The sequence below is a fragment of the Pseudomonas sp. HB05 genome, assembly GCF_016756915.1.
In the GTDB taxonomy this organism is placed as follows: domain Bacteria; phylum Pseudomonadota; class Gammaproteobacteria; order Pseudomonadales; family Pseudomonadaceae; genus Aquipseudomonas; species Aquipseudomonas alvandae.
The window spans coordinates 178164-200262 of sequence record NZ_JAESPG010000008.1 but is presented as its reverse complement, the minus strand read 5'-3'; the positions used below and the strand labels follow the sequence as shown (position 1 = coordinate 200262).

25 protein-coding genes are annotated in these 22099 nt (G+C 63.3%); 15 read left to right on the top strand and 10 right to left on the bottom strand.

Going from position 1 to position 22099, the window contains the following annotated elements; translation table 11 throughout:
• The first annotated feature begins 143 nt into the window (after nucleotides 1-143).
• Nucleotides 144-1028, top strand: a complete 885-nt coding sequence (locus tag JMN22_RS10260; protein WP_030140473.1) for a sugar nucleotide-binding protein — start codon at nucleotides 144-146, stop codon at nucleotides 1026-1028.
• Nucleotides 1021-1950 carry an NAD-dependent epimerase/dehydratase family protein gene (locus JMN22_RS10255; RefSeq protein WP_198796663.1) on the top strand — a complete coding sequence of 310 codons (930 nt, stop codon included), beginning with the start codon at nucleotides 1021-1023 and terminating at the stop codon, nucleotides 1948-1950. Before JMN22_RS10260 ends, JMN22_RS10255 begins: the two co-directional genes overlap by 8 nt.
• Nucleotides 1951-2173: 223 nt before the next feature.
• Here JMN22_RS10255 and JMN22_RS10250 read toward each other — a convergent pair whose 3' ends face one another.
• From JMN22_RS10250 to JMN22_RS10230, 5 genes are all read right to left on the bottom strand, one after another.
• Complete coding sequence (locus tag JMN22_RS10250) at nucleotides 2174-2872, bottom strand: OmpW/AlkL family protein (protein WP_198796664.1); 699 nt, start codon at nucleotides 2870-2872, stop codon at nucleotides 2174-2176.
• A gap of 185 nt (nucleotides 2873-3057) precedes the next feature.
• Nucleotides 3058-3579, bottom strand: a complete 522-nt coding sequence (locus JMN22_RS10245; RefSeq protein ID WP_198796665.1) for a DUF3299 domain-containing protein — start codon at nucleotides 3577-3579, stop codon at nucleotides 3058-3060.
• Nucleotides 3580-3590: 11 nt separating this feature from the next.
• Nucleotides 3591-4856 (bottom strand): ABC transporter permease, encoded by a 1266-nt coding sequence (locus JMN22_RS10240; protein ID WP_181288424.1) that lies wholly within the window; start codon nucleotides 4854-4856, stop codon nucleotides 3591-3593.
• Nucleotide 4857: 1 nt separating this feature from the next.
• On the bottom strand, nucleotides 4858-5568 hold the full coding sequence (locus JMN22_RS10235) for an ABC transporter ATP-binding protein (RefSeq protein ID WP_198796666.1): 711 nt from the start codon (nucleotides 5566-5568) through the stop codon (nucleotides 4858-4860).
• A gap of 175 nt (nucleotides 5569-5743) precedes the next feature.
• Nucleotides 5744-6334, bottom strand: a complete 591-nt coding sequence (locus tag JMN22_RS10230) for a DUF2796 domain-containing protein (protein ID WP_198796667.1) — start codon at nucleotides 6332-6334, stop codon at nucleotides 5744-5746.
• Between the two features lie 120 nt (nucleotides 6335-6454).
• On the opposite strand from JMN22_RS10230, the gene JMN22_RS10225 reads away from it, so the two are divergent.
• On the top strand, nucleotides 6455-6805 hold the full coding sequence (locus JMN22_RS10225; RefSeq protein WP_198796668.1) for a hypothetical protein: 351 nt from the start codon (nucleotides 6455-6457) through the stop codon (nucleotides 6803-6805).
• Nucleotides 6806-6833: 28 nt separating this feature from the next.
• Here JMN22_RS10225 and trxA read toward each other — a convergent pair whose 3' ends face one another.
• The 3 genes from trxA to JMN22_RS10210 all read right to left on the bottom strand — a co-directional run bounded on the left by trxA (nucleotide 6834) and on the right by JMN22_RS10210 (nucleotide 9007).
• Complete coding sequence (gene trxA, locus JMN22_RS10220) at nucleotides 6834-7706, bottom strand: thioredoxin (protein WP_030140465.1); 873 nt, start codon at nucleotides 7704-7706, stop codon at nucleotides 6834-6836.
• 186 nt (nucleotides 7707-7892) lie between these two features.
• Complete coding sequence (locus JMN22_RS10215; RefSeq protein WP_030140464.1) at nucleotides 7893-8546, bottom strand: class I SAM-dependent methyltransferase; 654 nt, start codon at nucleotides 8544-8546, stop codon at nucleotides 7893-7895.
• Nucleotides 8543-9007, bottom strand: a complete 465-nt coding sequence (locus JMN22_RS10210; RefSeq protein WP_030140463.1) for a YbaY family lipoprotein — start codon at nucleotides 9005-9007, stop codon at nucleotides 8543-8545. The genes JMN22_RS10215 and JMN22_RS10210 overlap by 4 nt, the downstream gene beginning before the upstream one ends.
• Before the next feature lie 127 nt (nucleotides 9008-9134).
• Between JMN22_RS10210 and nrdR the strand changes: the two genes are divergently transcribed.
• The 12 genes from nrdR to JMN22_RS10150 all read left to right on the top strand — a co-directional run bounded on the left by nrdR (nucleotide 9135) and on the right by JMN22_RS10150 (nucleotide 18030).
• Entirely contained in the window at nucleotides 9135-9599 is a 465-nt protein-coding gene (nrdR, locus tag JMN22_RS10205; RefSeq protein ID WP_013694316.1) for a transcriptional regulator NrdR, read from the top strand.
• Complete coding sequence (ribD, locus tag JMN22_RS10200; RefSeq protein ID WP_030140462.1) at nucleotides 9596-10729, top strand: bifunctional diaminohydroxyphosphoribosylaminopyrimidine deaminase/5-amino-6-(5-phosphoribosylamino)uracil reductase RibD; 1134 nt, start codon at nucleotides 9596-9598, stop codon at nucleotides 10727-10729. Before nrdR ends, ribD begins: the two co-directional genes overlap by 4 nt.
• Nucleotides 10730-10775: 46 nt before the next feature.
• Nucleotides 10776-11453, top strand: coding sequence for a riboflavin synthase (locus JMN22_RS10195; protein ID WP_030140461.1), 678 nt, complete (start codon nucleotides 10776-10778; stop codon nucleotides 11451-11453).
• 16 nt (nucleotides 11454-11469) lie between these two features.
• A complete protein-coding gene (gene ribBA, locus JMN22_RS10190; protein WP_030140460.1) occupies nucleotides 11470-12561 on the top strand; it encodes a bifunctional 3,4-dihydroxy-2-butanone-4-phosphate synthase/GTP cyclohydrolase II in 1092 nt (363 codons plus the stop codon).
• 315 nt (nucleotides 12562-12876) lie between these two features.
• On the top strand, nucleotides 12877-13353 hold the full coding sequence (gene ribH, locus JMN22_RS10185) for a 6,7-dimethyl-8-ribityllumazine synthase (RefSeq protein ID WP_030140459.1): 477 nt from the start codon (nucleotides 12877-12879) through the stop codon (nucleotides 13351-13353).
• Nucleotides 13350-13850 (top strand): transcription antitermination factor NusB, encoded by a 501-nt coding sequence (gene nusB, locus JMN22_RS10180; protein WP_198796669.1) that lies wholly within the window; start codon nucleotides 13350-13352, stop codon nucleotides 13848-13850. Before ribH ends, nusB begins: the two co-directional genes overlap by 4 nt.
• A 16-nt stretch (nucleotides 13851-13866) precedes the next feature.
• Nucleotides 13867-14832, top strand: coding sequence for a thiamine-phosphate kinase (thiL, locus tag JMN22_RS10175; RefSeq protein ID WP_198796670.1), 966 nt, complete (start codon nucleotides 13867-13869; stop codon nucleotides 14830-14832).
• Complete coding sequence (locus JMN22_RS10170) at nucleotides 14829-15332, top strand: phosphatidylglycerophosphatase A family protein (RefSeq protein WP_030140455.1); 504 nt, start codon at nucleotides 14829-14831, stop codon at nucleotides 15330-15332. The genes thiL and JMN22_RS10170 overlap by 4 nt, the downstream gene beginning before the upstream one ends.
• Nucleotides 15333-15343: 11 nt before the next feature.
• Nucleotides 15344-16102: a substrate-binding periplasmic protein gene (locus JMN22_RS10165; protein WP_198796671.1), complete on the top strand. Its 759-nt coding sequence runs from the start codon at nucleotides 15344-15346 to the stop codon at nucleotides 16100-16102.
• Nucleotides 16103-16211: 109 nt separating this feature from the next.
• Entirely contained in the window at nucleotides 16212-16829 is a 618-nt protein-coding gene (gene ribA, locus JMN22_RS10160; RefSeq protein ID WP_030140454.1) for a GTP cyclohydrolase II, read from the top strand.
• A complete protein-coding gene (locus JMN22_RS10155; protein ID WP_198796672.1) occupies nucleotides 16826-17245 on the top strand; it encodes an MFS transporter in 420 nt (139 codons plus the stop codon). Before ribA ends, JMN22_RS10155 begins: the two co-directional genes overlap by 4 nt.
• Nucleotides 17245-18030 carry a cobalamin-binding protein gene (locus JMN22_RS10150; RefSeq protein ID WP_198796673.1) on the top strand — a complete coding sequence of 262 codons (786 nt, stop codon included), beginning with the start codon at nucleotides 17245-17247 and terminating at the stop codon, nucleotides 18028-18030. The genes JMN22_RS10155 and JMN22_RS10150 overlap by 1 nt, the downstream gene beginning before the upstream one ends.
• A 136-nt stretch (nucleotides 18031-18166) precedes the next feature.
• Here the strand turns inward: JMN22_RS10150 and JMN22_RS10145 are convergent, their stop codons facing one another.
• Both JMN22_RS10145 and dxs read right to left on the bottom strand, forming a co-directional pair.
• Nucleotides 18167-20047 (bottom strand): TonB-dependent receptor domain-containing protein, encoded by a 1881-nt coding sequence (locus tag JMN22_RS10145; RefSeq protein ID WP_030140451.1) that lies wholly within the window; start codon nucleotides 20045-20047, stop codon nucleotides 18167-18169.
• 146 nt (nucleotides 20048-20193) lie between these two features.
• The gene (dxs, locus tag JMN22_RS10140) at nucleotides 20194-22092 is read right to left on the bottom strand and encodes a 1-deoxy-D-xylulose-5-phosphate synthase (RefSeq protein WP_030140450.1); all 1899 of its coding nucleotides are present in this window, start codon (nucleotides 22090-22092) and stop codon (nucleotides 20194-20196) included.
• Between the last annotated feature and the right edge of the window lie 7 nt (nucleotides 22093-22099).

Here is a 22099-nt window from a genome sequence, read left to right as displayed (position 1 = left end):
CGCCTTGGAAAACGGCAAACCCGGAGATCTGCACTTTACGGATGACGGTTGCGCACTAAACCCGCAAAATGCAACGATTCCGACGACGCCCTCGGGCGTTGTCGACCAAATTCTTGTGCCAACAGACTGGGCCTGCTGACTTTATGCGAATGCGCCTTATGTTACTGGGCGGCGGAAATGCCCTTGGGCAGGCGCTGATTCGCCTCGGTGCAGAAGAAGACATCGGTTTTCTTGCCCCCCGCCCCCCCGAAGACGGCTGGGATGCCGCGAGCCTGACGCAACTGCTCGACGACACCCGGCCGGACGCCTTGATCAATCTGGCGTACTACTTCGACTGGTTCCAGGCCGAGACTGTCAGTGAGCAGCGCCTGGCCAGCCAGGAGCGGGCGGTCGAGCGCCTGGCGGAACTGTGCCAGCATCACAACATCGTCTTGCTGCAACCGTCGAGCTACCGCGTATTCGATGGCTCCCGCGCCACCGCCTACAGCGAAAAGGACGAGCCCGTGCCGCTGGGCCTGCGTGGCCAGGCCTTGTGGCGAATCGAGCAAAGCGTGCGCGCCACCTGCCCGCAACATGTATTGCTGCGTTTCGGCTGGCTGCTGGATGACAGTGCCGACGGCATCCTCGGCCGTTTCCTCGCCCGGGCCGAACAGCCCGACGAGTTGTTGCTGGCCGATGACCGTCGGGGCAATCCGACGCCGGTTGACGATGCGGCGCGCGTGATCATCTCGGTGCTCAAGCAACTCGATTGTGCGGCGCCGCTGTGGGGCACCTATCATTACGCCGGCCATGAGGCGACCACGCCGCTGGCGCTCGGCCAGGCGATCCTCACCGAAGCCCGCGCCCTGCATCCGCTGGCGATCGAGTCGCCCACGCCCCAGGCCCATGCCGCAAGGCCGGACGCCGCGGAAGAACCGCAACACGCGGTCCTGGCCTGCAAGAAAATTCTGCACACCTTCGGGATCAAGCCCCGCGCCTGGCGCGCCGCGCTCCCGAGCTTACTGGATAGGTTTTATCGCCATGGCTGACGGCCCTGTTCTCATCACCGGCGGCGCGGGTTTCATTGGTTCGCACCTGACCGACGCCTTGCTTGCCAAAGGGCACTCGGTGCGTATTCTCGATGACCTGTCCACCGGCAAGCGCAGCAACCTGCCGCTGGACAACCCTGCGGTGGAACTGATCGAAGGCGACGTCGCCGACGCTGCGCTGGTCGCCCAGGCCATGGCCGGTTGCAGTGCCGTGGCGCACCTGGCGGCGGTGGCCTCGGTGCAAGCCTCGGTGGACGACCCCGTGCGCACCCACCAGAGCAATTTCATCGGCACCCTGAATGTCTGCGAAGCCATGCGCCAGAGCGGCGTGAAACGGGTGCTGTTCGCCTCCAGCGCGGCGGTCTACGGCAACAACGGCGAAGGCCAGTCCATCGACGAAGACACCCCCAAGGCACCGCTCACGCCCTACGCGGCGGACAAACTGGCCAGCGAATACTATTTCGACTTCTATCGTCGCCAGCACGATCTGGAGCCAGCGGTGTTCCGCTTCTTCAACATTTACGGCCCACGCCAGGATCCATCCTCGCCCTATTCAGGCGTCATCAGCATTTTCAGCGAGCGCGCGCAGAAAGGCCTGCCGATCACCGTGTTCGGTGATGGCGAGCAGACTCGGGATTTCGTCTATGTCGAGGACTTGGTGGACGTGTTGGTCCAGGCCATCGAAAAGCCTGAAGTGGAGGTGGGCGCGGTGAATGTCGGCTGGAACCAGGCGACGACGCTCAAGCAGATGCTCCAGGCCCTGGCGGTAGTGGTGGGTGACTTGCCCACCATCAGCCACGGCCCGGCGCGTTCCGGTGACATCCGTCATTCGCGCGCCGACAACGGTCGCCTGTTGGAGCGTTTCAGCGTTCCGAAGCAGACGCCGATGAGCGTGGGGCTGGCGCGATTGTTGGGGCGCTGAGTTTCCGCCATGAAAAAGGCGCCTCTCGAGGCGCCTTTTTTGTCACGGCCTACCACGTTGTGGCGAGGGGATTTATCCCCGTTGGGCTGCGCAGCAGCCCCAAAAGCTGCCACCTCGGCGTGTCAGGCTGATCAAGGTCGACCAGCCAGGGGACTGCTGCGCAGTCCAGCGGGGATAAATCCCCTCGCCACAGGGTGTTGTCAACTCGCGATGGTGCTCAGGCTCAGAACTTGTAACCCAACCCCACCATGTAGACGAACGGATCCACATCAACGTCCACCTTGGCCCGGGTGCCACCGGCCACGGCGTTGTTGTCGACATACGCAGTGGTGTCGATGTCGATGTAGCGGATCTGGCCGTTGATCATGATGTTGTCGGTCAGCATGTAGTCCGCACCGACTTGCCAGGCCATGCCCCAGCTGTTTTTCGCGCGGAAGTTACTGAAGCCGTTGGCGCTGGCTTCGCTGCCGACGTGCTCGTCATAGATCCAGGTGTAGTTGATGCCCGCACCGACATAAGGCTGGAAGGCCGATTTGGCGTCGAGCGGGTAGTAGACCAGGCTCAAGGTCGGCGGCAGGTGCTTGAGGGTGCCGAGCTTGTTGTTGGCGGCGCCAAGGGCGGTGCCTTTGATTTTTACGTCATGCTCGAACGGCGAGGCCGCCAGCAATTCGATACCCCAGTTGTTGGTGAGCATGTAGGCGAAGTTCAAGCCCAGTTGCGTGTCGCTGCTCATGGTCGCCTTGCCGCCCAGGTCGGTGCCGGCCAGCGGGCCACGGTCGACCTTGACGCTGGAACTGTCACCGTCCGGGTTGACGGTGATCGCACCGGCGCGAACGATGATGTCGCCGGCAGTATGGGCCTGGGCGAGTGGGGCGGCGAGGGCGAGCGCGATAAGGGAAGCGCTGAGCAAGGACTTGTTCATTGAGGGCTCCAGAAGGCATCGAAAATTGATGTCCCATGGTACGAAGCCGTCTGGTCCGGTCTTTTGACTCAGCTCAATGAGTCAGGGGGTGTTTAATTGACTCAGCTCAATGAAATGATGATGAGCAAACCTTGAGGGCCCCATCCGACGATAGCTATCTCATCAACAACCCATCACCACCGGATTCACTCCGGCAGCTCATACACATAAATCTTCTCAGCCTCCATCTGATACCCGGCATCGGCCAGTTCACTGGTGGACGGCTTGACCTGCATCGGCCCTTCGACCCAGTACGGCTGATACAACTCGTCGAGCTTGACCCCGACTTCGCTTTTCACATGGACGATCTGGTTCGACGGCGGAGGCGGCACATGGATACAGGCGCCGAAGTACGGCACCAACAAAAAGTCCGTGGTGCGACCTTCTTCGCTGACTTCCAGCGGCACGATGTAACCCGGCAAGCGAATCTGCTGCCCATCGAGCGCCTTGACCACCGGCGCGTTGGGCAGGTCCTGCCTGGCCGCAGGGGCGGATTCGGCAGCCAGGGCATCGCTCATCTTCGACAGGTCGTGCAACGGCGTCATGTTCGGCACTTCCGGTGGCGCGTCCGGCGGGATCATTTCCGACCAGGCCAGGTCCCTCGGCTCGGCCGCCCAAAGGGGCAGGGCGGCGACCAGCATCAACAGCGCAAGCACGGCGCGGGGCATCTTCGGCTTCCTCATAAACGGATCGACAGGCCATCGGCCAACGATTGGCGATAGGCGCGCCAGGCCGGCACGCTGCCCATCAACAGGGCGGCGACCAGGATGCCAGCCAGCAGCGTCCATTCATATTCACTTGGCCAGCCCAGCGGCAAGTACAAGCCATAGGCAGACTGCACGTAACCCTGGGCGGCGGCGATGCCGATGTACAGCAACGCCAGCCCCGCAGTGACGCCGGCCAGCGCCAAGGCGAAGGCTTCGAGCACCAGCAGGCTCGCGATGTGCCACGGCCGTGCGCCCACCGAGCGCAGGATCGCCATTTCCCGGCGGCGCTCGTTGAGGCTGGTGAGAATCGCCGTGAGCATGCCGATCAACCCGGTCAGCACCACGAACAACGAAATCACGAATAGGGCTTTTTCCGCCGTGCCCATCAGGCTCCACAATTCCTGCAACGCCACGCCGGGCAGGATCGCCAGCAGCGGTTCGCCGCGGAATTCGTTGATCTCGCGCTGCAAGGCGAAGGTCGAGATCTTGCTGTTGAGGCCAAGCATGAACGCGGTGATCGCTTGGGGCGTGAGATCCATATTGCGGGCCTGGTCGGCGCTGATGCGGCCATTGCCCTGGGCCGGCACGCCGTTTTTCCAGTCGATGTGGATGGCCTCCATACCGCCGAGGCTGATGTGCAGTGTGCGGTCCACTGGCGTACCGGTGCGCTTGAGAATCCCGACCACGGTGAAGGGCTTGTCGTCATGCTTGACCAGGCTGATCGCCGCGACGCCGTGGGCCAGCACCAGTTTGTCCCCCAGTTTGTAATGCAGCGCCTCGGCTACTTCGGCGCCCAGCACGACTTCGAATGGATCGGTGGCGAACGCCCGGCCATCGGCCAGTTCCAGGTGTTGCTGGCGGCCGTACTGGTAATGCTCGAAATAGGCCTCGGTGGTGCCCATCACCCGATAACCGCGATGGGAATCGCCGAGGGACATGGGAATCGCCCATTTCACTTTCGGGTTCTTGGCGAACTGCTCGAAGCTGTCCCAGCGGATGTTGTTGGTGGCGTTGCCGATGCGAAACACCGAGTACAGCAGCAGGTTCACCGAGCCGGAGCGGGCGCCGACGATCAGGTCGGTGCCGCTGATGGTGCTGGCGAAACTGGCCCGCGCCTCGGTGCGCACGCGTTCCACCGCCAACAGCAGGCACACCGACAGGGCAATGGCAAACGCAGTGAGGATCGCGGTGAAGCGGCGGTTCGCCAGGCTGGCCATGGCTAGACGGAACAAATACATCTCAGACCTCGAGTGGCGTGGCGGCGCGATTGAGATCGGCCAGCGAGAGGTTACGGTCGAACAGCGGCGCCAGGCTCTGGTCATGGCTGACAAACAACAGGCTCGACCCGGCCTCGCGGCATTCCGCAAACAACAGGCGCAGGAAATTTTCCCTAGCGTCGTAGTCCAGGGCCGAAGTCGGTTCGTCGGCGATCACCAGTTCCGGTTGGCCGATCAAGGCGCGGGCGGCAGCGACCCGTTGTTGCTGGCCGATGGACAATGAATCGGCGCGCCGCTCCAACAGGCTTGGATCGGTCAGCCCCAGGTGGGCCAGCAAGGTGGCGGCGGCCTGGTCGATGCTGCCGTGACGCTGGATAGCCCGTTGCGCGCGCAGTTTGGAAAAGTGGCAGGGCAATTCGACGTTTTCGCGCACCGAGAGAAACGGCAGCAGGTTGAACTGCTGGAAGATGTAGCCGGTGTGGTCCACACGGAAGCGGTCGCGGCGGCCGGCGCCCAGTTCGCTGAGTTCCTGGCCGAGCAGGCGGATGCTGCCGCGATCCGGTGTCTGCACGCCGCCCAGCAGCCCCAGCAAGGTGGTCTTGCCGCTGCCGCTCGGGCCCTTGAGGAACACGGTTTCGCCGGCTTCCAGGCGAAACGCCGGGATATCCAGCAAGGGCGGATGCCCGGGCCAACTGAAGCCCAGGTTGGACAGTTCGATGAGTGCTTGGGTCATATCGCCGGTTTTTCAGAGTAGTGGGAGCCCCCCCTGTGGGGGGGGGGGGGGGGGGGGGGGGGGGGGGGGGGGGGGGGGGGGGGGTGCCGCGCTACGGGGGGCCCCGCCCAAGTATTTTTTCTGGGGCCCGCGCTCTCCCCCCCCCCCCCCGCTCCCACATGGGGTTTTCGGTGAGTCAGAATTTCAACGCTGGCGCCTTGGCCGTCACTTCCACGCCTTGCTGGCCGCTCGGGCTGATCAGTTGTACCTGAATTTTCTGGGTGGCCGGGAAGGTTTTGAACAGCGTCGCCAAGTCCAGGTTCTTCAAGGCGCCAGGGGTGGCGCAGGTGAATTGATAGTGGGCGTGGATCTCGCTGTGTTCGCCATGGTGTTCGTCGCCATCGGCGTCTTCGTCATGGTCTTCATGGTCCGGTTCATCACCGAACAACGGGCTTTCCAGTTCCTGCTGGGCCACGGTGCATTTGGCGGCGGCTGGCAGGGTGAACAGCGCCAGTGGTTTTTCCAATTGCGCGCGCACGGCGGCGACCTTGGCCTTGTCGGCATCGCTGGTGGCGGCGTGTTCGAAACCCACCAGGTTCATCGCCGGGCTTTCCAGTTCCAATTCCAGGGTCTGGCCGTCCAGGGCGGCGTTCAGTCGAGCGACGCCGTGTTCATGGGCGCCGAGGCTGCCGTGTTCGTGGTCATGGTCATGGTCATGCTCCACCGCGGCGTGAGCGACGGCCAATGGCAGCAGGGCGAACGGCAAAGCGAGAAGCAGACGACGCATGACGAGTCTCCGAAAAGGTTATGTAATCTTATAACGAAAGTGCGCAGAGTTTGACCGTCTGCTTGGCGTCGCGCAAGGCCCATGGGAGCATGCGAACATGAAATCTTCGGGAGCACGGTAATGTTGCGGATACGCGGAACCGTCGGCGAGTGGCCGGTGGACTTGACGATCGAAATGGATGAGGACGACTGGGCGCAGCTCGGCGCGCAGTTGCAAGTGGCCAAGTCCGAGAGTGCAGTGGCACCTGCGGCCAAACCGGCGAATCAAGATGATGCCCAATGGCAGATCGCCAAGGAGCTGCTGCGCAAGGCCGGCCAACTGAGCGGCCCGGACCTGCTGGAACAACTCGAAGGCCTGACCGGCAGCGCCTCGTCAGGCAAGCGCTTGTTGGTGCGCTTGCGCCACAGCCCGGATGTAAAAGTCATCAGCGGCGGCGACATACCGCTCTACAGCTGGCACGAAACTGCGTAGAAGCTGTGTAGGAGCTCCTACGGTGCAATCAATACAACGCGGCGAACAGCTTGCGCCGATAGGTCGTCACCAGCGGATGGTCGTTGCCCAGCAGTTCGAACACTTGCAGCAAGGTCTTGTGCGGCAGGCCTTCGCTGTAGCTGCGGTTACGCACGAACAGCTTGAGCAGGGCATCGAGGGCCGCTTCGTACTGTTGGCGCGCCAGTTGCTGGATCGCCAGTTGATACACCGCCTCATCGTCCTGCGGATTTTGCGCCAGGCGCGCCTTGAGCTCGGCGGCGTCCGGTAGATCCTTGGCCAGGCCGAGGAACTGAATTTGCGCCTTGGCACCGGCCAGTGCAGCCTTGTGCTCGTCGCTTTTCACCGCGTCGAGGACTGTTTGTGCCTCGCCCAGTTCACCGCGCTCGGTCAGGCAGCGGGCATAGAGAATCAGCGCCTTGGCGTTGGTGTTGTCTTCACCCAGCAGCACCGTGAGCACGGCTTCGGCGTCGGCGAAGCGGCCTTCGTCAAACAGCGCCTGGGCCTGTTCGAGCGGATCGGCGGCGGCTGGCGGCGGCATCTGCACATGGGGTTCGAGCATGGCCCGCACCGCGGATTCCGGCTGGGCCCCGGCAAAGCCGTCGACCGGCTGGCCGTCCTTGAACAGCACCACGGTCGGCAGGCTGCGAATGCCGAAGCGGGCAACGATGTCCTGCTCGATGTCGCAGTTGACCTTGGCCAGCAGCAGTTCGCCCCGATAGCTCTCGGCGATGCCTTGCAACATGGGCATCAACGCCTTGCACGGCGCGCACCACTCGGCCCAGAAATCCACCAGCACCGGTTTGTGGAAAGAGTTGGCGATCACCGACTGGTCGAAATCGGCCGTGGTGGCGTCAAAGATGTAAGGCGTGTCCTGGGTCATGGGAAATCTCGTAGAACGCTTGAATGGGGCAACTATACGGCTTGGTGGGGGGTGGCTGAAAGCGGGGTGGCAGTGAGAGGTGTATTGATTGGCAGGGCCTTATCGCGAGCAAGCTCGCTCCCACAGGAATTTCAAGTGTTCATGCGGGCCCTGTGGGAGCGAGCTTGCTCGCGATGCTTCTATGAGTCAGCGCCGAGCGTGGTACAGGCTCACATGCCGAAACTCCTCCGGCTCGGCCAGGTCCGGCAAGGTCATGGCCTCGAGCATTTCGATGCGCCGGTACAGCGGATGCTGGAAATCCCGCACCCGGGAATCGGCCACCAACGCCTCGCGACCCCGGCTGAGAAACTCATCGAGCAACGGCAGGTTGGCCCGGTCGTAGAGCACGTCGGCGACCAGGATCAGATCAAAGCGATCAGCCTCGGCGAAAAAATCCCTCGAATAACCCAGCTCGACGCCGTTGAGTTCGGCATTCGCCTGGCACGCGCCAATCGCCAACGGATCCAGGTCGCAGGCCACCACTTCCAGCGCGCCGGCCTTGATCGCCGCGATGCCCGCCACGCCGGAGCCGGCGCCGAAATCCAGCACTCGCTTGCCTTCGACCCACTGTGGCTGTTCGGCCAGGTAGCGCGCCATCGCCAGGCCGCTGGCCCAGCAAAAACTCCAGTAGGGCGGTTCGTGGAGGATGCGCCGGGTTTCCTCCGGGCTGAAGGCGCGGTCCATGTTGTCGCCGTCAATCAGCCACAACTTCAAGTCTGTGCCCGGTAGCGGACAGGCCACCAGGCGCGCATCGCCAAGCAACTCGCCCAGCGCTTGTTGCAGGTCCTGCGGTGCCCTCATGGCGCTTTGACGAATTGCAGGACGCCCAGCGCCTGGGTGGTCGGTTGGCTGATGCGTTGCTCCGGCAGGTGCAGGATCAACTGGCCCGACTGGCTGGCCCGGCCGCGCAATTCCACGCGGGCGCCAACGGGGAACGCCTCGGGGTTGAAGCGCAGGTGGAACGGCAGGGCCTGATTGGTGCCGATCAGGCTGGAACTGGCGAGCAGTTGCTGCGGGCGATCCTTGTCATCGATCACCAGCAGCGCCAGTTCCACTTCAGCCCCGGCCGGCACGCCTTGCAAGGTGCCGCTCAACTCGCGCTGATACGCCGGCAGCGGTCCCAGCTCCGCTGCCTGGCGGGCCTTCTCCTGGGCCTGTTTTGGCGCGGGCGTTGGAGCCGGCGCGGCGGGTTTGGGGGCGTCGCTGCTGCACGCCATCAGCAGGCTGAAAAGGCTGAGCAAAACAATGGATCGTAGCGGCATGGGTGGCTCCAGCAAGGTGAATTCCATGGATCTGGCGATAAGCCCGTCTGTATACCGTAAACCCTATGGCTTGTCTTGCCAGTGGGATGCGCTACCATGGCCCTCCCTTTTTTTGTTGCCTGCCACCATGCACTGTCCCTTCTGCGGTGCCAACGACACCAAAGTCATCGACTCGCGACTGGTCGCCGAAGGCGAACAAGTCCGCCGCCGCCGCGAATGCCTGGCCTGCGGCGAGCGTTTCACGACGTTCGAGACGGCTGAACTGGTGTTGCCGCGCCTGATCAAGACCGACGGCAGCCGCCAGCCGTTCGACGAAGAAAAACTGCGCGCCGGCATGCAGCGCGCCCTGGAAAAACGCCCGGTGAGTGTCGAGCGCCTGGAAGCGGCGCTGGTGCACATCAAGCACAAGCTGCGCGCGACCGGCGAGCGCGAGGTCAAGTCCCTCGTCGTCGGCGAGCTGGTGATGGCCGAGTTGCAGAAGCTCGATGAAGTGGCCTACATCCGCTTCGCCTCGGTCTATCGACGTTTCCAGGACCTCAACGAATTCCGCGAGGAAATCGACCGCCTGGCCCGCGAGCCGGTGAAAGAATGACCAGCCCGGCGCAACAAGCCGTCCTCGACGCCCACTACATGGCCCGCGCCCTGGAGTTGGCGCGACGTGGTCACTACACCACCCACCCCAATCCTCGGGTAGGTTGCGTAATCGTGCGGGACGGGCAGGTGGTCGGCGAAGGCTGGCACATCCGCGCTGGCGAACCCCACGCCGAAGTCCATGCCCTGCGGGCCGCCGGTGACAACGCCCGGGGCGCCACGGCCTATGTGACCCTCGAACCGTGCAGCCACCATGGCCGTACGCCGCCGTGTGCCGATGCGTTGGTCAATGCCGGCGTGGCGCGGGTGGTGGCGGCGATGCAGGACCCCAATCCCGAAGTCGCCGGCCGCGGCCTGCAGCGGTTGGCCCAGGCCGGGATCGCCACCGAAAGCGGCGTGCTCGAAGGCGAAGCGCGCAAGCTCAACGAAGGTTTTCTCAAGCGCATGGAGCACGGCCTGCCGTTCGTGCGGGTCAAGCTCGCCATGAGCCTCGACGGTCGCACGGCCATGGAAAGCGGCGAGAGCCAGTGGATCACCGGCCCCGCTGCACGTTCGGCGGTCCAACGCCTGCGGGCCCAGGCCAGTGTCGTGCTGACCGGTGCCGACACGGTGCTGGCGGACAACGCCCGGCTGACCGTGCGCGCCGACGAGCTGGGGCTGGACGCCGAGCAGACCGCGTTGGCCATGAGCCGCCCGCCATTGCGCGTGCTCGTGGATGGACGCCTGCGGGTGCCGCTGAATGCGGCGTTTTTCAAGGCTGGCCCGGCGCTGGTCGCTACCTGCATGGCGGTGGAAGAACAGTACGCCAACGGTCCCGAATGCATGATCGTGGCGGGTGACGACGGTCAGGTCGATTTGCGACGGCTGTTGGTTGAATTGGCGGCCCGAGGCGTGAATGAAGTGCTGGTGGAGGCCGGCCCGCGACTGGCGGGAGCATTTGCCCGGCAAGGCCTGGTGGACGAATTCCAGATTTTCGTCGCCGGCAAGTTCCTCGGTTCCACAGCGCGGCCGCTGCTCGACTGGCCGCTGGCGCAGATGAAAGATGCGCCGCAGCTGAAAATCATCGACATTCGCGCCGTGGGCGATGACTGGCGAGTCATTGCCATCCCCGTTCCGCTGGCGAGCGTATAATTCCCGGCTTTCGCTCAAGCGGCGGCCCGTTCTCGAGGAGGACTCCATGTTTACCGGCATCATCGAATCCATCGGCAGCATCCGCGCACTCACCCCCAAGGGCGGCGATGTGCGGGTCCATGTCGAAACCGGCAAGCTCGACCTGAGCGACGTCAAATTGGGCGACAGCATCGCCGTGAACGGTGTCTGCCTGACGGCCGTCGAGCTGCCGGGCAATGGCTTTCTCGCCGACGTCAGCCGCGAAACCCTCGACTGCACCGCGATGAACGACCTCAAGAGTGGCAGCCCGGTCAACCTGGAAAAAGCCCTTACACCAACCACCCGCCTGGGCGGTCACCTGGTCAGCGGCCATGTGGATGGCGTCGGTGAAGTCGTCTCGCGTACCGATAACGCCCGTGCCGTGGAATTTCGTATCCGCGCTCCGAAAGAACTGGCCAAGTACATCGCCCATAAAGGCTCGATCACTGTCGACGGCACCAGCCTGACGGTCAACGCGGTGGATGGCGCCGAGTTCATGCTGACGATCATTCCCCATACGTTGAGCGAAACCATCATGGCTTCGTACCGGCCAGGTCGCCGGGTCAACCTGGAAGTCGACTTGCTGGCCCGTTACCTGGAGCGCCTGCTTATGGGAGACAAGGCCGCAGAGTCTGACCCTTCACAACGGCGGGCCGGTAACATCACTGAAAGTTTTCTGGCCGCCAACGGCTACCTCAAATCCTGACCCAAGGGGGTGCCGCGTGGCGCTCAATAGCATCGAAGAACTGGTTGAAGACATCCGCCAAGGCAAGATGGTCATCCTCATGGATGACGAAGACCGCGAGAACGAAGGCGACCTGATCATGGCCGCCGAATGCTGCAAGGCCGAGCACATCAACTTCATGGCCAAGCACGCCCGTGGCCTGATCTGCATGCCGATGACCCGCGAGCGCTGCGAACTGCTGAAGCTGCCGCTGATGGCGCCGCGCAATGGCTCGGGCTTCGGCACCAAGTTCACCGTGTCCATCGAGGCCGCCGAGGGCGTGACCACCGGTATCTCCGCCGCTGACCGCGCGCGCACCGTGCAAGCCGCTGCGGCCGCCGACGCCAAGGCCGAAGACATCGTCAGCCCGGGCCATATCTTTCCGCTGATGGCCCAGGCCGGCGGCACCCTGGCCCGTGCCGGCCACACCGAAGCAGCGTGCGACCTGGCGCGCATGGCCGGTTTCGAGCCCGCCGGCGTCATCTGCGAAGTGATGAACGACGACGGCACCATGTCCCGTCGCGCGGAACTGGAAGCCTTTGCCGTCGAGCACAACATCAAGATCGGCACCATCGCCGACCTGATTCACTATCGGATGATCCACGAACGTACCGTTCAGCGGATTGCCGAGCAGCCGTTGGACAGCGAACTGGGCCAGTTCAACCTGGTGACCTACCGCGATTCGGTGGAAGGCGACGTGCACATGGCGCTGACCCTGGGCACTGTCTGTGCTGAAGAACCGACCCTGGTCCGCGTGCACAACATGGACCCGCTGCGCGACTTGCTGATGGTCAAGCAACCCGGCCGCTGGAGCCTGCGCGCCGCCATGGCCGCCGTGGCCGAGGCGGGCAGCGGCGTGGTGCTGCTGCTCGGACATCCGCTCGATGGCGATGTGCTGCTGGCGCATATCCGCGAAACCACCGAACAACAACCGGTGAAAAAACCGACCACCTACAGCATCGTCGGTGCCGGTTCGCAGATCCTTCGCGACCTGGGCGTACGCAAGATGCGCCTGATGAGCGCACCCATGAAATTTAATGCGATATCCGGTTTCGATCTGGAAGTTGTAGAATACGTGCCCTCCGAATAATGGCCCGGGGATTGCGGCATTATCAGGCTTGCTGATTTTATGTGGTGAGGGAGTTTGCTCCCAACGGGTGTAGGAGCTGCCGAAGGCTGCGATCTTTTGATTTTGATCTTTCGCTTGGGACTCAAGTGTCTGGGGAAAGATCGCAGCCTCGTTGCACTCGACAGCTCCTACGACGTGGTTCGGCGGGAGTAAGTGTCCTCACCATAAAAGATGTGCAAGTGAATGAGATGGCGGGATCCACGACCCTGTATTCGTGGCTAATATCACTGAGGAGCGCGTATCGAACGTGCTCCGGCTCTTTAAGAGATCTGACGAATGACCCTGAAGACCATCGAAGGTACCTTCATCGCCCCCAAGGGCCGCTACGCGCTGGTAGTTGGCCGTTTCAACAGCTTCGTGGTTGAGAGCCTGGTCGACGGCGCGGTCGATGCCCTGGTTCGCCATGGCGTGAGCGAAAGCGACATCACCATTATCCGTGCGCCTGGCGCCTTCGAAATTCCGCTGGTTGCGCAGAAAGTCGCTCAAAAGGGCGAATACGCGGCGATCATCGCCCTCGGCGCGGTCATTCGTGGCGGTACTCCGCACTTCGAATACGTCGCTGGCGAATGCACCAAGGGCCTGGCCCAGGTGTCCATGGAGTTCGGCGTACCGGTCGCGTTCGGCGTGCTGACCGTTGATTCCATCGAACAAGCCATCGAACGTTCCGGCACCAAGGCCGGTAACAAAGGTGCCGAAGCTGCCCTGTCCGCCCTGGAAATGGTCAGCCTGCTGGCGCAGTTGGAGGCCAAGTGATTAGCGACGAAAGCGATCGTTTCAACCCGCGCGATCCAAAGCCCGCGGATGCCGGCAAGCCTTCGAAGAGCGTCAAGCGCCGCGAAGCCCGTCAGCTCGCGACCCAGGCCCTGTACCAATGGCACATGGCCAAGCAATCGCTGAACGAGATCGAAGCGCAGTTTCGCGTCGATAACGATTTCAGTGATGTCGACGGCGCGTATTTCCGCGAAATCCTCCACGGGGTTCCGCAGTTCAAGACCGAAATCGACACGGCGCTGACGCCTTGCCTGGACTTGGCCATCGAAGAGCTGGATCCGGTTGAACTGGCGGTCCTACGCCTGTCCACCTGGGAGCTGCTCAAGCGCGTCGACGTACCGTATCGCGTGGTGATCAACGAAGGGATCGAACTGGCGAAAGTCTTCGGTTCCACCGACGGCCACAAGTTCGTCAACGGTGTGCTCGACAAGCTCGCCCCGCGCCTGCGTGAAGCTGAAGTGAAGGCGTTCAAGCGCTGATAGCGCTTGGAATCCCATGGGTGAGTTTGAGCTGATCCGCCATTACTTCGCCGCTGCGCCATGCGCGCAGGGCGGCGAGGGCGTTGCGCTGGGGATCGGCGACGACTGCGCCTTGCTGGCCGTTCCTTCCGGGGAACAGCTGGCGGTTTCCACCGACACGCTCGTGGCCGGTGTGCATTTCCCTGATCCTTGCGACCCGTTCCTGCTCGGCCAGCGCTCGCTGGCTGTGGCGGTGAGCGACCTGGCTGCCATGGGCGCCAGCCCTGTTGCCTTCACCCTCGCCCTGACCCTGCCAACCGTGACCGCCGATTGGCTGCAAGCCTACGCCCACGGTTTGAGCCAGATGGCCCAGGCGTGCGGCGTGGCGCTGGTGGGCGGTGATACCACCCGCGGCCCGTTGAGCCTGACCATGACCGTGTTCGGTCGCGTGCCGGCCGGGCAGGCCTTGACCCGAAGCGGCGCGCAGCCGGGCGATCTGTTGTGTGTCGGCGGCGAGCTGGGCAATGCCGCTGGGGCGTTGCCGCTGGTCCTCGGCCAGCGCAGCGCCGAACCTGAGGTCGCCGGGCCGCTGCTGGCGCATTACTGGTCACCGCAGCCGCAGATCGACCTCGGCCTGGCATTGCGGGGCAAGGCCAGTGCGGCGATGGATATTTCCGATGGCTTGCTGGCCGATTGCGGGCATATCGCGCAGGCCTCGGATGTGGCACTGACTGTTGAACGGGACCGACTACCGCTGTCCAACGCTCTGGTGGCATTGCTCGGCCAGCCGGGCGCCCAACAGGCGGCACTGAGTGGTGGCGACGACTACGTGTTGTTGTTTACCCTGCCGCCGGTCCGATTATCGGCGCTTTTGGCCGAAGGTTGGCCGATCCATGTGGTCGGCAAGGTCTGCGCCGGGCAGGGCGTCATGCTGGCGGACAGCCTCGGACGCGACATCACCCCACAAATACGGGGTTATCAACATTTTCGGGAGACACCGTGACAGATCATCCCAATCAGGTTCCGGCAGAGTTTGTCCCGCCTTCGGTGTGGCGCAATCCCTGGCATTTCATGGCTTTTGGCTTCGGTTCGGGTACTTTGCCTAAAGCACCGGGCACCTGGGGCTCGCTGGTTGCGCTACCCTTCATACCGTTGTGGCAGATGTTGCCGGACTGGGGCTACTGGCTGATGCTCGGCATCACCATGCTGTTCGGCTTCTGGTTATGTGGCAAAGTGGCGGACGACCTGCGGGTGCATGACCATGAAGGTATCGTCTGGGACGAGATGGTCGGCATGTGGATTACCTTGTGGCTGGTGCCGGAAGGCTGGTACTGGTTGCTGACGGGTTTCCTGGTGTTCCGCTTCTTCGATATCCTCAAGCCATGGCCCATCCGCTGGATCGACAGGCATGTACACGGGGGTGTCGGCATCATGCTCGACGATGTCCTGGCCGGGGTGTTTGCCTGGCTCGCAATGCAAGGGTTGGTGTGGTGTTTTACCTGAGGGAACCAGGCATGGGCGTAAGCCGCGCACTACTGCTGTTGCTGTGTTTAGGGGCGCTGCTCGGTGTTCCGGCGGCCGAATCGGGGCCGCTGCCCGGCAAGATCCGTGCGGCCAGCGAAGAGTGGGCCGACTACACCCAGGCCGATGGCCAGGGCATGGGCTGGGACATCTTGCGGGCCGTGTTCGAGCCTGAAGGCGTCAAGCTGGAGACCCGCAGCGTGCCCTACACCCGCTCGATCGGGTTGGTGCAACGTGGGGAGGTGGATGCACAGGTAGGCGCCTATCGCGATGAAACCGAAGGGCTGCTGTACCCGCATTGGCATTACGACGTCGATCATATCTATGCCCTGGGGCTGGCCTCCAAGCCGTCACCGACGCTGGCGACGATTGGCAACTATCGACTGGTGTGGATGCGCGGGTACGAATACAACAACTACCTGCCCAACATCCGGCGTTTCAATGAAATTCACCGCGCCGTGGGTATCTTGCCGATGCTGGCCCATGATCGTGCCGATTTTTATATCGATGCGTTGATGGAAATCCAGGATGTGCTCGCCAAGGCTGACGATCCCAAGCAATTCAAACTTTCGCCGCTGATCAATCTGCCGCTGTACCTGGGGTTCGCCAATAACGAAAACGGCCGTACGTTGCGGGCGCTGTTCGACCGCCGTATGGAAGTGCTGGTGAAGAGCGGCGAGTTGAAACCGATTTTCGAACGCTGGAAGCAACCCTATCCGTTTGACGAGAATGGCAAGCCACCGAAGCCGTGATCAAACTTTTCGATGCTAATAGGCAGTAATTCAGCCTAAGCGTCCCTCGGATCGTGCTGTTACAATGCCCGCCTCTGCGAATCTTCAGTACTAGATCAGGAGCACACCGGTGCCTGTCGTTTTTGTTGCCGCTTCCAAGCTGCCAACGCCCTTTGCGCAATTCACCATGCATGGTTTTCTCGATGAAGCCACCGGTCGCGAGCACGTTGTGCTGAGCCTGGGTGATTTCGCCGACGGCGCTCCGGTACTCGGCCGCCTGCACTCCGAATGCCTGACGGGCGATGCCCTGTTCAGCCAGCGCTGCGATTGCGGCTCGCAACTCGAAGCGGCATTGCAGGCCATCGCCCGTGAAGGTCGTGGCGTGTTGCTGTATTTGCGCCAGGAAGGGCGTGGCATTGGCCTGCTGAACAAGATCCGCGCCTATGAGCTGCAAGACGGCGGTGCGGACACGGTGGAAGCCAACGAGCGCCTCGGCTTTGCCGCCGACTTGCGCGACTACAGCATCTGCTTGCCGATGCTCGAGCACCTGGGTATCAAGTCCTTGCGGTTGATGACCAACAACCCGCGCAAGGTCAAGGCGCTGACCGACATGGGGATCGTAGTGGCCGAGCGCGTGCCGCTGCACACCGGTCACAACCCGCACAACAAACTCTACCTGGCAACCAAGGCCAGCAAGCTCGACCACATGATGGGCAACGAGCACCAGGGCGAGGTCGACCGGGCGTGACGCGCGGCCAAGTCCGGCGGCGCCTGGCCGTCAGCTGGTGGCAGTACCTGGCGCTGGCCTTGCTGCCGCTGTTCGTGATCAACGCGGTATTCGGCCAGGGCGAGGCTATCCTGCCAGTGCTGGCGATGCCGCTGTTCATTGCGGGCGTGGCGTCGATGTTTGTCAGCCTGCGGTTCTTCGGCGGCTATAAAAACGCCCTGGTCGCCACGCAAAAGTCCCTCGATACACCTGAAGAACCCCAAGCCTGGATCACCCTGGCGGCGCGACGGCGCGCAGCCTTCCTGGTGGCAGGCCTGCCAGCATGGATTGGCGCCCTGGCGGTGTTCGTTGGCCTCGAAGCGGTGCCGTTGATGCTCCTGGCGTTATCCACCGCCGTGTTGTTCTACCTGTATCGCATCCCGCGTCAGCTCGGTTGATGCGTCTTTGGCTGGCGGTCCTGCTGCTGGCCACCAGCGCCTCGACGATGGCGGCGACCCGTGTGGTCAGCCTGGCGCCCTCGCTCTCGGAAATCGTTGTCGAGCTCGATTCCGCCGACCTGCTGGTGGGCGTGTTGGATGGCGGTGAACGTCCGACGGTCCTGAAGGATCTGCCTTCGGTTGGGCGTTACGGCCAGCTGGACATGGAGCGTCTGCTCAGCCTCAAGCCTGATTTGCTCCTGCTCTGGCCGGGCAGCGTGGGTCCGGGGCAGCGCGCGCAACTTAAAGCGCTGGGCATTCCGATCTACGTCGCCGAACCCCACAGCCTTGACCAGCTCATTACACAAATTCAAGACATCGCCACCCAGCTCGGCCGTCCGGAACGGGGCGTGCAGCGAGCGGCGCAGTTGGGCGCACGTCTTGAGGCGCTGCGACAACGCTATCGCCGGGACATGCTGGTGCCGGTGTTCTATCAGGTCTGGGACCGGCCGTTGTACACCGTCGGTGGCGGGCAGATCATCAGTGATGCGCTGGCCGTGTGCGGCGCCCACAACGTTTTTGCCGACCTCGATCTGCCAGCGCCGCAGGTGAGCGTGGAGTCGGTGTTGCAGCGCCAACCGCAGATGATCCTGGCCACGGACCAGGCGCAGCTAGACGCCTGGAAAACCTGGCCGGTGGCGCAGGGGAGGTTGCTGTTGGTCAATGACAAAGGGCTGGAGCGGCCCAGCGGGCAGATGATCGAGGCGACTGCGCGGTTGTGCGAATTGATTGCGCCAGATCGGTAGACCGCGGCGCCTGCAATCGCGAGCAAGCTCGCTCCCACAGGTTTTGTTGTGAACACAAAACCTGTGGTCACTGAAGATCAACTGTGGGAGCGAGCTTGCTCGCGATGAGGCCAGTCCAGACGCTACAGGTTCTGGATCAGAGCGCCGGGGTCCAGGTCACCCCAAACAACCAGGCCCGACCTTCCTCCCGATACCCATGCTGCTCACCGTCATGGCTGTACAGCGCCCGGCTGTAACTCTGGTCCAGCACATTATCCACCTTCATCTCCAGCTTCACTTCCCGGCTCAGCGCCCAACTGCCGCGCAACCCGAGCAGGGCATAGCCGCCCAAGGCATTGCGGTTGTTTTCATCGTCATAGCTACTGCTCACCGCTTGCCAGGTGGCGCCGAGGCCCAGGCGATCGAATTGCCGATCCAGGTCCAGGTTCAGCGTCCGTCGGGCGCGGCGGGCGAGGGTATGGCCACTGTCGCGATCGCGCGGGTCGATGATGGCCAGGCCCAGGTTGCCCTGCCAGCCAAACAGTTCCTGCCGGTAGGCCATCTCGAAGCCGTTGATCCGCGCCGAAGCGACGTTCTGCGGACGTGAGTCGCGGCCAAAAATGATCGCGTCTTCCAGGTCGGTGCGGTACAGCGAAGCCTCGACGCTGGCACGGTCGCTCAGTTGGCTGCGCCATTGCAGTTCGTAGCTCCTGGCGGTCTCGGGTTTCAGGTCGGGGTTGCTGTAGTCCGGGTAATACAGGTCGTTGAAGGTCGGCGCGCGGAAGCTTTCGCTGTAGGTCAGCAACACGTCGTTATCCGGGTTGACCGGCAGGGTGAGCGTGCCGCTCCAACTGTTCTGGCCGCCGAATTGCTGGTTCTGGTCGCGACGCAGGCCCAGTTCAGTGGAAAACGTATCGGCCCGGAAGCGGTGCTGGATAAACGCTGCGCGATTCCAGCGACTGTCCTCATCGAACGGTGTGCTGCTGTTGACCCGGTCCTGATACCCGTCGCCACCCACGATCAGGCTGTTGCGCTCGTCGAGCGTCACATCGTTCTGCCAGGTCAGCGAATCACGATAGGTATTGAAGGTCTCGCGCACATCGCTGAGCTTGTCGTAGGTGTTCTCGCGGTTCTCGCTGTGGCCCAGTTCGAAGCGGGATTGCCAGGCATCGTTGATTCGCCCGTCCACGTAGGTGCTGAAGCTGCTCACGGCAAATTCGCTATAAGGCTGCTGGGGCAGGGACTCGAAGGTGTTGGGGTCGAAACGGCCGAACGGGTTGTCGTATTCGCTCTTGCCGCGGTTATCCAGCAGGTTCACGCCGATTTCCAGGTCATCGCTGAGCGCATGGCTCAGGCTCAGGCTGAAGGACTGGTTGCGGTTCGCGTCGTCGTCGCGGTCGCTGGCGTAGGACTCGTGGGTTCGATTGCCTCCTGCGGTTTCGTCCAGGCTCGCGCCCAGGTTGAAGCGGGTCTGCCTGTCGCCACCGGACAGGCCAAGGCTGCGCTCCCACGTCCGGTGGCTGCCAACACCCAGGTGCAGGCGTGGTTGCAGGCCTTGTTCGGTACCGCGTCGGGTAAAAATCTGAATGACCCCGCCCACGGCATCGGCGCCATAGATGACCGATCGCGAGCCGCGCAAGACTTCCACCCGTTCGATCTGGTTGATGTTCAGGCGTTGCAGGTTACTGTCGCCGGAGGTGGCGTTGCCGATGCGCTGGCCATCCACCAGCACCAGGCTCTGGGCAGACTTGGTGCCGCGGATATAAATCCCCGGCAGGCTGCCGCGCCCGCCCAGTGGCGCAACCTGCACACCCGGCACGCGGCTGAGCAGGTCGGTGACGCTGGCCGGTTGCAGGCGTTCGATGTCGTCGCGGGTGAAGATCGTGTTGGCGGCGCTGCTGTCATTGCGGGCCTCGACCTGGCGGTTGGCGCTGATCAGGATATCGGGCAGCGTCAGTGCTTGATCGCGTTCGAAGGTGTCGGCCTGCAGGTCGGGGATGGGGAGCAGGGCGAGCGTGAGGGCGAGACGGCGTTTCATGGGTGTTCCAATCATGCTTGATTCACACAAAACCAATCGGGGAGCGAGCTTGCTCGCGATAGCGGTTTGTCAGCCAATGGGTTAATTGACTGATCTTCCGCTATCGCGAGCAAGCTCGCTCCCACAGGGGCTTGTGTGGGCTGAACTTACAGGCCCAGCAGTTGCAACCGCAGCCGAACCGCCGCTTCGATCCCAGTCTCGTCCAGCCCGCATTCGGCCAGCATCTGCGCAGGCTTGGCGTGTTCGACATAGATATCCGGCAGCCCAAGGTGCAGCACCGACTTGAGGATGTTTTCCCGCGCCAGGAATTCGCTGACCGCTGCGCCGGCGCCGCCCATGATGGCGTTCTCTTCGACGGTCACCAGCAGTTGGTGGCTGGCGGCCATCTCGCGGACCATGGCTTCGTCCAGGGGTTTGACGAAACGCATGTCCACCACGGTGGCGTCGAGTGTCTCGGCGACTTTCAGGGCCTCGGCCAGTTGTACGCCAAACACCAGCAGGGCCGTTTGCTTGCCCTGGCGACGGATCACGCCTTTGCCGATCTCGATCGGCTCCAGTTCGCTTTCGATCGTGGCGTTCGGGCCGGTGCCGCGCGGGTAGCGTACCGCCGCCGGACCATTGAACAGGTGGCCGGTGGTGAGCATCTTGCGCAGCTCGTTTTCATCGCTGGGCGTCATCACCAGCATGCCGGGAATGCAGCGCAGGTAAGACAAGTCGAAGCTGCCGGCGTGGGTCGGGCCGTCTTCGCCTACCAGCCCGGCGCGGTCGATGGCGAACAGCACGTCGAGGTTCTGCACGGCTACATCGTGGACGAGCTGGTCATAGCCGCGCTGCAGGAACGTCGAGTAGATCGCCACGACAGGCTTGGCGCCTTCGCAGGCCATGCCGGCGGCGAGGGTCACGGCGTGCTGCTCGGCAATCGCCACGTCGAAATAGCGCTGCGGGTAGCGCTCGCTGAAGGCCACCAGGTCCGAGCCTTCCTTCATTGCCGGCGTGATGCCCACCAGGCGCGGGTCGGCGGCGGCCATGTCGCACAGCCATTGGCCGAACACGCCGGAATACTTCGGTCCGCCAGCCTTTTTCGGTGCGGCCGCCGGAGCGTCCAGGGGTTCGAGCTTGGTGATCGCGTGGTAGCCGATCGGGTCGACTTCCGCCGGGGCGAAGCCTTTGCCTTTCTTGGTGACCACGTGCAGGAACTGCGGGCCCTTGAGGTCGCGCATGTTGCGCAGGGTGGCGATCAGCGTGGGCAGGTCGTGGCCGTCGATGGGGCCGATGTAGTTCCAGCCCAGCTCTTCGAACAGCGTGCCGGGCACCAGCATGCCCTTGGCGTATTCTTCGGTGCGGCGGGCGATTTCCCAGGCGCCGGGCAGGCGCGACAGGACCTTCTTGCTGCCTTCGCGCATGCTCGCGTAGGTGCGGCTGGAAAGGATCTTCGCCAGGTAGTTGGACAAGCCGCCGACGTTGCGCGAGATCGACATGTCGTTGTCGTTGAGGATCACCAGCATGTTGGCGTCGACTTCCGGCGCGTGGTTCAGCGCCTCGAAGGCCATGCCGGCGGTCAGTGCGCCGTCGCCGATCACGGCAATGGCCTTGCGTTCGCTGTTTTGCAGGCGGGCGGCAATTGCCATGCCCAGGGCGGCGCTGATGGAGGTGCTGGAGTGGCCAACGCCGAAGGTGTCGTATTCGCTCTCGGAACGGCGCGGGAAGGCGGCGATGCCGTCCTTCTGGCGCAGCGTGCCCATGCGGTCGCGACGTCCGGTGAGGATTTTATGCGGGTACGCCTGGTGCCCGACGTCCCACACCAGCCGGTCGTCCGGGGTGTCGAAGACGTAATGCAACGCGATGGTCAGCTCGATGACGCCAAGGCCCGCGCCGAAGTGCCCACCGGTCTGGCCGACCGTGTAGAGCAGTTCCAGGCGCAACTCATCGGCCAGGGTTTCCAGCTCGGCTTCACCCAGGCGACGCAGGCCGTCCGGCGTGTTGGCGCGGTCCAGCAGGGGCGTGGTCGGGCGCTTGCGGGGAATCTCTTGGAACGTCGTGGGCATCAGGCGA

What these genes read in the sequence shown, in the direction of transcription:
- JMN22_RS10245 (WP_198796665.1), bottom strand. Translation starts at nt 3,579, where the DNA reads ATGCCCCGCGCCGTGCTTGCGCTGTTGATGCTGGTCGCCGCCCTGCCC.
- JMN22_RS10225 (WP_198796668.1), top strand. Translation starts at nt 6,455, where the DNA reads ATGTTGCGGATACGCGGAACCGTCGGCGAGTGGCCGGTGGACTTGACG.
- JMN22_RS10235 (WP_198796666.1), bottom strand. Translation starts at nt 5,568, where the DNA reads ATGACCCAAGCACTCATCGAACTGTCCAACCTGGGCTTCAGTTGGCCC.
- JMN22_RS10250 (WP_198796664.1), bottom strand. Translation starts at nt 2,872, where the DNA reads ATGAACAAGTCCTTGCTCAGCGCTTCCCTTATCGCGCTCGCCCTCGCC.
- dxs (WP_030140450.1), bottom strand. Translation starts at nt 22,092, where the DNA reads ATGCCCACGACGTTCCAAGAGATTCCCCGCAAGCGCCCGACCACGCCC.
- JMN22_RS10215 (WP_030140464.1), bottom strand. Translation starts at nt 8,546, where the DNA reads ATGAGGGCACCGCAGGACCTGCAACAAGCGCTGGGCGAGTTGCTTGGC.
- JMN22_RS10145 (WP_030140451.1), bottom strand. Translation starts at nt 20,047, where the DNA reads ATGAAACGCCGTCTCGCCCTCACGCTCGCCCTGCTCCCCATCCCCGAC.
- JMN22_RS10230 (WP_198796667.1), bottom strand. Translation starts at nt 6,334, where the DNA reads ATGCGTCGTCTGCTTCTCGCTTTGCCGTTCGCCCTGCTGCCATTGGCC.
- JMN22_RS10260 (WP_030140473.1), top strand. Translation starts at nt 144, where the DNA reads ATGCGAATGCGCCTTATGTTACTGGGCGGCGGAAATGCCCTTGGGCAG.
- thiL (WP_198796670.1), top strand. Translation starts at nt 13,867, where the DNA reads ATGGGTGAGTTTGAGCTGATCCGCCATTACTTCGCCGCTGCGCCATGC.
- JMN22_RS10195 (WP_030140461.1), top strand. Translation starts at nt 10,776, where the DNA reads ATGTTTACCGGCATCATCGAATCCATCGGCAGCATCCGCGCACTCACC.
- ribH (WP_030140459.1), top strand. Translation starts at nt 12,877, where the DNA reads ATGACCCTGAAGACCATCGAAGGTACCTTCATCGCCCCCAAGGGCCGC.
- JMN22_RS10210 (WP_030140463.1), bottom strand. Translation starts at nt 9,007, where the DNA reads ATGCCGCTACGATCCATTGTTTTGCTCAGCCTTTTCAGCCTGCTGATG.
- JMN22_RS10150 (WP_198796673.1), top strand. Translation starts at nt 17,245, where the DNA reads ATGCGTCTTTGGCTGGCGGTCCTGCTGCTGGCCACCAGCGCCTCGACG.
- nrdR (WP_013694316.1), top strand. Translation starts at nt 9,135, where the DNA reads ATGCACTGTCCCTTCTGCGGTGCCAACGACACCAAAGTCATCGACTCG.
- JMN22_RS10165 (WP_198796671.1), top strand. Translation starts at nt 15,344, where the DNA reads ATGGGCGTAAGCCGCGCACTACTGCTGTTGCTGTGTTTAGGGGCGCTG.
- JMN22_RS10255 (WP_198796663.1), top strand. Translation starts at nt 1,021, where the DNA reads ATGGCTGACGGCCCTGTTCTCATCACCGGCGGCGCGGGTTTCATTGGT.
- JMN22_RS10240 (WP_181288424.1), bottom strand. Translation starts at nt 4,856, where the DNA reads ATGTATTTGTTCCGTCTAGCCATGGCCAGCCTGGCGAACCGCCGCTTC.
- ribD (WP_030140462.1), top strand. Translation starts at nt 9,596, where the DNA reads ATGACCAGCCCGGCGCAACAAGCCGTCCTCGACGCCCACTACATGGCC.
- trxA (WP_030140465.1), bottom strand. Translation starts at nt 7,706, where the DNA reads ATGACCCAGGACACGCCTTACATCTTTGACGCCACCACGGCCGATTTC.